Genomic DNA, 8,037 nt, shown 5'->3' with positions numbered 1-8,037 from the left:
AAAAATATATATTCATATTGTTCTTTTTTGCCAATACTCTTTTTTGCCAAAACTTTAATTCTAATAAAGAAAATGCATTAAAGCAAAGTCAGCTTAAAGTCAATATCGCTCCTGTGCTTATAGCTACTGGGAATCAAGTGTTTTGCCCTGGTACTGATATGAAAATAGTTACAGATATGACAATAATTGATCCAGATGATCTAGGAATTGATGCTGTTTATATTCAAATTTCGTCAGGTTATGTGAATGGTCAAGATTTGTTAGTACTTACAGGAACTCATCCAAATATTTCTAGCAACTGGAGTGCTTCGTTAGGGAAGTTGACTTTAGCGGGTGTATCTAGTCAACCTACTTATGTCGACTTAATTGCAGCCATAAAGGATGTAGTTTATTCCAATAATACTTTAAATCCATCAGGGATAAGAAATTTTTCTATTTCAGTTGGTCAAGCAAATTATTTACCTTCTAACGGACATTATTATGAGTATATACCAAACATTGGTATAACTTGGGCGAATGCTAAAAATGCAGCTCAAGCAAGCACTTATTATGGTTTACAAGGTTATTTAGCAACAATTACGGCTTCTGATGAATCACAACTTGCAGGTATACAGGCTTCTGGAGCAGGTTGGATTGGTGGAAGCGACGAACAAACAGAAGGTGTTTGGAAATGGATGACTGGGCCAGAAAATGGAACTATTTTCTGGAATGGAGGAGTTAATGGCTCTACTCCAAATTTTGCTTTTTGGAATAATGGAGAACCTAATAATTTAGGAAATGAAAATTATGCACACATAACCGCTCCTGGTGTAGGAGTTTTGGGTTCTTGGAATGATTTATCAAATACTGGAGATGCAAGTGGTAATTATCAGCCAAAAGGTTATATTGTTGAATATGGAGGAATGCCTGGAGATCCAATATTACAAATTTCAACGAGTACAACGATTACAATTCCTACAATAACAGCTACTACATCACAATCTAATTGTGGGAATGGAAGCTTAACTTTGCAAGCTATTGCAAATGTTGGGAATGTAAACTGGTACAGTAATGCAAATGGAGGCGTGCTTTTAGCTACAGGAAATAGCTTTGTAACACCTGTGCTTACTACGACTACAATTTATTATGTAGATGCTTTTCCTATAGGGTGTACTACAGGAACTCGCATTGCGGTTACGGCTACTATAAATGAAATCCCAGTGCTTTCAACAAATAATTCCAATCCTATTTGTGAAGGAAATTTTGCTACTCTTTCTGCTTCAACAACTGTAGGAATTGTTAATTGGTACAATTCTAATGGGGATTTGCTAGGAAACGGAACGAGTTTCAATACAACTACACTTGTAGCGAATGCAACTTTTTATGCAGAAGCAAATAACAATGGTTGTCTTTCAGCTAGAATTCCAGTTTCAGTAATTGTTAATCCGTTTCCAATTGTAAATGATGAAGAAATTACGATTTGCAAAGGTGATGTTGTGATTTTAGATGCTGGTATAACAAGCATGAGTTACCTTTGGTCAACGGGAGATATTACTCAAACCATTACATCAAACGGACTAACAAATTATTCAGTAATTGTTACTTCGCCTGAAAATTGTTCTAAAACAAAGTCCTTTCTAATTTTAGAGAATACAGCTCCAATCATAACTAATATTGTTGTAGACAATACAACTGTAACAGTGATAATTGATGGAACAGGGGATTTTGAATATTCTATTGATGGTGATAACTACCAAGAATCTAATATTTTTTCAGTTTTAATTGGTGGAATTTACACTTGTTATGTGAGAGAAAAAAAGGGTTGTGGGAAAGATTCAGAACAATTTGCAGTAATTGGAATTCCTGATTTTTTTACACCAAACAATGATAATTATAATGATTTGTGGACCATTGAAGGAATGTCTCTTTATCCAAATGCAGAGGTGAAAATATTTGACCGTTTTGGGAAACTTATATCTTTGTTAAATACATTAAAACCATCATGGGACGGAATTTTTAATAATGAAAAGTTACCTTCGTCAGATTATTGGTATGTTATGAAAATAAATGAAAATCTTCCAGAAAGAAGAGGTCATTTTTCTTTAAAGAGATAATTTAATCTTTTAAATTATCTCTTTAAAGAAATATAGGTTACATATTATAAATCCAACTTCAAGAAGAAATAACTATTTATGGTTTTTTCTTTTTCCCAAATAAGCCATTTAATAAATCACCAGCGGCATTTTTAATATCGTCTTTTTTAGGGTCTTTTGTTTTTGTAGTATCAGCAGGATCTTTTTTGCCCCCACCTAATAAATTGCCTAATGCTGAAGTTCCTTGATTAATTAGTTTGTCCTTCTGTAATTTTACAATTTGAGTGGCTAAATTAGTCGATGCTTGTTTCATATCCGTGCTTACTTTTGGATTTTTAAAATTCCCAGTCATTAAAGCAGTTATTGGAATATTATCTATTTTAGCAGCATCAGCAGGAGTAAGTTTTGCTAATAATTTATTTACCTCGGCACCTAAATATTTAGCTGGAACATTCATTTTAATGTTATAGTTCATGCTTTGGTCAAATCCATGTGAACCACCAATTTCAGCATTAATATCTTGGTATTTTATTTTGAAAGGTTTAACGTTTACTTTTCCGTCTTTGAATGAAATAGAAGCTTTAATATCGTTTAAATTTAGTTTGCTAACATCTAAAAATTTAACTTGAGAACCTAAAGCCGATAACATTTGAGAGTTGTTAGGATTTATAGTAGTCGATAACAATTGTCCTAATAAATCACCAGTTATTGTTTTTAAATCAGGCGTCATTTCTACTGCATCAAGGTTTCCAGATAATTTGATAGTTGAATTTATTTTACCATTTATCACACCCGCAATTGGTGCGATTTTTTTCAACATATCTAATTGTGTAAATGATTTGGCAATATCTACTTTACTTAAATCTAAATTCATATTAAAAGTAGGTACTTTTCCTTTGGTTGAAACTAGCCCGTTTAATCCAATTTGTCCGTCAAAAATATTGGTGGTTATATTTTGTAAAGTTACTGCTTCGTCTCGAATAATCATTTTTCCAGAAACCGCTTTCATAGTCAAATTGTCATAAACTACGGTGTTTGCTTTAGCAGTAATAGCACAATCTAAAAAAGCAGGGATTTTCACAGCTTCTTTTGTTGTTTTTGCTCCTGAATTAGCAACTGATTCGGAATTTCCTTTTGTGGCTACAGGAGTTGGTGCCATAAAATCAGAAACTAAAAACTGATTCGAATTCATGTTAAAATTCCCTTTTAAGATTTGATTTCTAAACACAAATCCGTAAAAATTATCCAATGTTCCAGTCATTTGAATGTCTGAATTTCCTGTTTTCATATCCAACTGGTTCAAACGAATTTGATTTGGATTAAAAGCAATAACTGCTTGTCTTATTTGTACAGGTTTTGCCATTTCTGGACCAGAATAATTGAAACCAGTTAAAGTAATATTTCCAGCATTTTGAATTTTTTCATATTGACTTTTCTCGACTGATTGCATATCGAATTTTGTTGTCACATCAGCTTTTAGAATTCCAGAAAGTGGTTTGTCTAATTTTACGGGATAAGCTTTAGTTACATTTACTAAATTGATAGTTCCTTTTAGAGCTGCATCAACTAAGGCGTTTGTGGCTACATTTCGAATGTTAGCTTTGGCATTAAAAACGTCCTGATCTATTCTAAACGATAATTTGTCTAGATTTACATAAGTATCATTCATTAAGCCAGTTTCATTGATAATTTTAGTATCAATGATGATGTTTTGTACTGATTTTGGTAAACTAGGATATTGAAACGAAGCATTATTTGATGCAATGGCAATGTTAAATTTTGGAACCGTTGTATCTGTAAGTTTTCCTTTTGCAAATCCTTTTACGGTAAAATCTCCTGTAGTTTTTACGGTATTCAAATCTCCAGCATATGCCGCAGGAACAAGTCCTAAGAAGTTTTTAAATGATGAGGTAGGTGTTTTAAATGTTAAATCGTAATCTTGCCCATCTTCTAGTAATTGAATAAATCCATTAAACTCTAATGGCAATTCGTTAATTTTTGCTGTATTGTCTTTAAAGGTGTACTTGCTTTTCTCTAAATCTATTCCAAGAACTGCATCAAGTGAAATGGCAACATTTTTCATGTAGTTCATTTTATCCATGTCTAATGAAATTTTTGCAGTCGATTTGGTATCTAAATCTAAAATTTGCGAGGCAAAATTTCCAGTTCCTTCATGGTTTAATTCACTAATTACCATTTTAATTTTAGAACGTTCGTCATAGTATTTGAATTTAAAGTTTTCTACTTTATAATTCTGAATATTCATAGCAAACGGTTTGCTTTCTGGGGTTTCTTTCTTTTTATTATCTTTGATTGCGATATCAAAATTCCCAACACCATCTTTATTAAAAAGTATGTTTGCTTTTCCGTTTTTGACAGAAATTGCTTTTAAAGTCATTGGTTCGTCATCGCTATTAAATAATTCTCCTATAGACATTTGAAGATTTAATTCTTCAAATGCAACTAGTGTATCTCCAACAAAAGGTGCTTTATTAATGATGATTAGTTTTTGAATTCCAACATTTGCTTGTGGGAAACTTTTAAATAAACTCAAACTAGCATCTGCAAAAGTTACTTTAGCATCTACATTTTCGTTGATGCTTTTTTCGATTTTAGCCTTAATTTGATCTTTAAAAAAAATAGGAATTGCAGCTAAAGAAGCTATAATTACTAATAAAAAAACACCAATTCCTATAAAGATTTTCTTTTTCATGTTATTTGAATTTAATTCTAAAAGATTCAAAGCAAAAACCTTGCCTCATTATCTTACAAAAATAGTATTTATAGTTTAAGTGTGTCGTAAACTTTTCATAAAAAAAAACAGGCAATTTGCCTGTTTTTTTTAAACCATAAATATAGTAGTTTTTTAATCTAATTTTACTTTGACCATTACATCGCCAGACTCGCCTTTTGTTTTATGAATTTTAAACACAATTTCATTTTCAGAAATCTTAAAAGGGTCTTTATAATATACCATATATTTTTTGACATCGTAATTTTTAAATTCTTCGTTATCAAATATGGCTCCTTTACTTACAGTACCGTCTGAATCAGAAACCTTTACAATACTCATAAATTCGTCATGCCCTCCATAGGCAACCCCTGGTTTTTTGTTTAGAGGTAAATCTATGTTGTGAATATCGTCTACAAAAATAAAATAGTTATTCTCCTTTGAGTAAGCATACGAACAAGTTGGAACACTTAACTCATTTTTAGGGATTCTCTTTGTCCAGACTACATTTCCGTCTGTCTTTACTTTAGATATTATTATATCCTTGTCAAAATACATTGTTCTATCAGAATACAGACTCATAGACGTTGCAGGAGAATAAGTATTTGTTACGGAATATTTTTGCTCTCCAATAAAAACTAAATCGCCATTTTCAGAAACATGGGAGTCTTGCAAAGCCACTCTAAGTAACCCATTACTTTCTCCTTTAGTTCTAGGTTTATCAATATTTTTTTGTTCTTTTTCTGTTGTATATTGTTTTAATAGTTCTATTGTAAATTCACTATAAACTTTATCAGAAAATGTTCCATCAGCATTAATTTTAAAACCAACATAACCATCGGTATCCATAATATCAGAAGAGCCATTACTGTATGTTCCAGCGCAAAGTATAAAGTCTTTTGGTGTTGTAAATAAATTCAACACATTAATTGTATTATTTTTATCTTCCACTTTTGTTGTGTTTATTGTCTTTGCTCCTGATTTTATGCTAAAAATTTCAAAATGAAAATTCGCAATGATATCCTTACTCTTCTTTTTGTCGTTGTGGCTATCATCGTGATATACTTTTGCTAACCAATAAAAATCTCCATTATTGTTTAATATGTAATTCCCACAATCAACCTCTTTCTCACTATAAGACATATTGATTTCGCTAGCAAAAACTTGTTTTAAATTTTCGTCAAATTCTTTTATACCAATAATATCTTTTGCGTTCTTATCACCTTTATTTTTTTCTTGAACTTTTCTGTAATTAATTGCAATGTATTTTTTATCAAAAGATTCAGTTAAATTAAAATAGAAACTAAAACTGTTACTAGGTAATATTCCTTTGTCTACTTGGAATAATAATTTAGGAGAACTTGCAAATTCACCTTTATTAAAATCGATTTCGGTACTAAAGACCTGTTCTTTTTTAGCATCACCATCATAGGAAGAATAAAAAACAAAAAATTTATTATTTATCTCTAAATTTCCCATTAAGACAAAGTTTTTTGCAAAAAACTTATTGTATTTTTTTTCTTTTACAAGACTTAATTTTTCAGCATTAAATTTTTTAATTATGATATCTTCATTTTGTATGTCACACGTCATGAATTCATTCCCTTTATAAAAAGTAGTACTACTTGATCTTCCTAAAAACATACCGCTATATGGTTTTTCTTCTTCATAAGGCGCACTGCTTTTATGAGTATACGTTTTAAGTTTTCCGCTTTGAGCAAAAGCTGATAAGCAAGTAAAACAGCTAATAAGGAACTGAAATTTTATTTTGTTTTTCATTTTGTTTTAATAATTATGACTAGTTTTTTTTATAAACAACTTCTATTTAATTTGAGATTTCGAATCAAAATAAAAAGGCAACTTTTTTAAGTTGCCTTTTTATTACGATGCAATTTCTAATCGCTTCAGTAAATTTTTTGTTAAAGTATGATGCGCATATTCCTTATCTATGTTCAGAATTTTATCATCTGAACTTGGCAATTCGTACATAGCATCGGTTAAGATGGCTTCGCAAAGTGAACGCAATCCACGAGCACCTAATTTGTATTCTAATGCTTTATCGACAATAAAATCTAACGCTTCATCGGTAATATTAAATTCAACATCATCCATCATAAATAATTTTTGATATTGTTTGATTAAAGCATTTTTAGGTTGTGTCAAAATAGCACGCAAGGTTTCTCTATCTAAAGGATCCATGTGTGTAAGTACTGGCAAACGACCAATTATTTCTGGAATTAAACCAAAATCTTTAATGTCTTTTGGAATAATATATTGCAACAGATTGTCTTTATCTATATTATCGACATTTTTTGAAGTACTATAACCAACCGCTTGACGATTTAATCTTTTTGAAATAATTCTTTCAATACCATCAAAAGCACCGCCAGCAATAAATAAAATATCTTGAGTATTTACTTCTACAAATTTTTGGTCTGGGTGTTTACGTCCTCCTTTTGGCGGAACATTTACAACAGTTCCTTCCAAAAGTTTCAATAATGCTTGTTGCACACCTTCTCCAGAAACATCATGAGTTATGGATGGATTATCACTTTTACGAGCAATTTTATCTATCTCATCTATGAAAACGATTCCTCTTTCGGCTTTAGCTACATCATAATCCGCTGCTTGAAGCAATCTAGTAAGAATGCTTTCTACATCTTCTCCTACATATCCTGCTTCAGTAAGTACAGTCGCATCTACAATAGCCAACGGAACATCAAGCATTTTTGCAATGGTTTTTGCCACTAGCGTTTTCCCTGTTCCAGTTTGTCCCACCATGATAATATTAGATTTTTCAATCTCTACTTCGTCATGATCATTTTGTTGCATTAATCGTTTGTAATGATTATAAACTGCTACAGACATTACTTTTTTTGTTTGGTCTTGACCAATAACATATTGATCTAGAAAAGCTCTGATTTGTTTTGGTTTTTGTAAAACTAAATCTGAAACTTGACGTGAAACTCCACTGGTTTTTAATTCTTCCAGAACAATACCGTGTGCTTGCTCGATACATTTATCACATATATGCGAATCGATTCCAGCAATTAATAAATTGGTTTCTGGTTTTTTTCTTCCGCAGAAGGAGCATTCTAATTTTTCTTTTGCCATTATTTCTAGTTGCAAGTTACAAAGGCAGAACCTTTGAACTTAAATTTAACCTCTTCTCAACACTTCATCAATCATTCCGTATTCTTTTGCTTCGTCGGCAATCATCCAATAATCTCTTTC

The 8,037-nt window shown here is 31.3% G+C and carries 5 protein-coding genes; 1 reads left to right on the top strand and 4 read right to left on the bottom strand.

Features of this window, described 5'->3' with window-relative positions:
* Positions 1 to 2,093: T9SS type B sorting domain-containing protein (locus tag ACKVOV_RS13265; protein ID WP_409207240.1), on the top strand; the 2,093-nt coding region annotated here is incomplete at its 5' end.
* A gap of 76 nt (positions 2,094 to 2,169) precedes the next feature.
* Here ACKVOV_RS13265 and ACKVOV_RS13260 read toward each other — a convergent pair.
* From ACKVOV_RS13260 to ACKVOV_RS13245, 4 genes are all read right to left on the bottom strand, one after another.
* The gene (locus ACKVOV_RS13260; RefSeq protein ID WP_409207239.1) at positions 2,170 to 4,785 is read right to left on the bottom strand and encodes an AsmA-like C-terminal region-containing protein; all 2,616 of its coding nucleotides are present in this window, start codon (positions 4,783 to 4,785) and stop codon (positions 2,170 to 2,172) included.
* 153 nt (positions 4,786 to 4,938) lie between these two features.
* Positions 4,939 to 6,582 carry a hypothetical protein gene (locus ACKVOV_RS13255; protein WP_409207238.1) on the bottom strand — a complete coding sequence of 548 codons (1,644 nt, stop codon included), beginning with the start codon at positions 6,580 to 6,582 and terminating at the stop codon, positions 4,939 to 4,941.
* Positions 6,583 to 6,684: 102 nt separating this feature from the next.
* Positions 6,685 to 7,917 carry an ATP-dependent Clp protease ATP-binding subunit ClpX gene (gene clpX, locus ACKVOV_RS13250; RefSeq protein WP_409207237.1) on the bottom strand — a complete coding sequence of 411 codons (1,233 nt, stop codon included), beginning with the start codon at positions 7,915 to 7,917 and terminating at the stop codon, positions 6,685 to 6,687.
* 45 nt (positions 7,918 to 7,962) lie between these two features.
* On the bottom strand, positions 7,963 to 8,037 hold a 75-nt coding region (locus tag ACKVOV_RS13245; protein WP_409207241.1), incomplete at its 5' end, for an ATP-dependent Clp protease proteolytic subunit.

Origin of the sequence: Flavobacterium sp. (assembly GCF_046153165.1) — a bacterium.
GTDB lineage: Bacteria > Bacteroidota > Bacteroidia > Flavobacteriales > Flavobacteriaceae > Flavobacterium.
This window is presented reverse-complemented; position numbering and strand designations above follow the sequence as displayed.

Excerpts from the sequence above, each read along its gene's own strand:
- ACKVOV_RS13260 (WP_409207239.1), bottom strand. The coding sequence starts at position 4,785 with ATGAAAAAGAAAATCTTTATAGGAATTGGTGTTTTTTTATTAGTAATT.
- ACKVOV_RS13255 (WP_409207238.1), bottom strand. The coding sequence starts at position 6,582 with ATGAAAAACAAAATAAAATTTCAGTTCCTTATTAGCTGTTTTACTTGC.
- clpX (WP_409207237.1), bottom strand. The coding sequence starts at position 7,917 with ATGGCAAAAGAAAAATTAGAATGCTCCTTCTGCGGAAGAAAAAAACCA.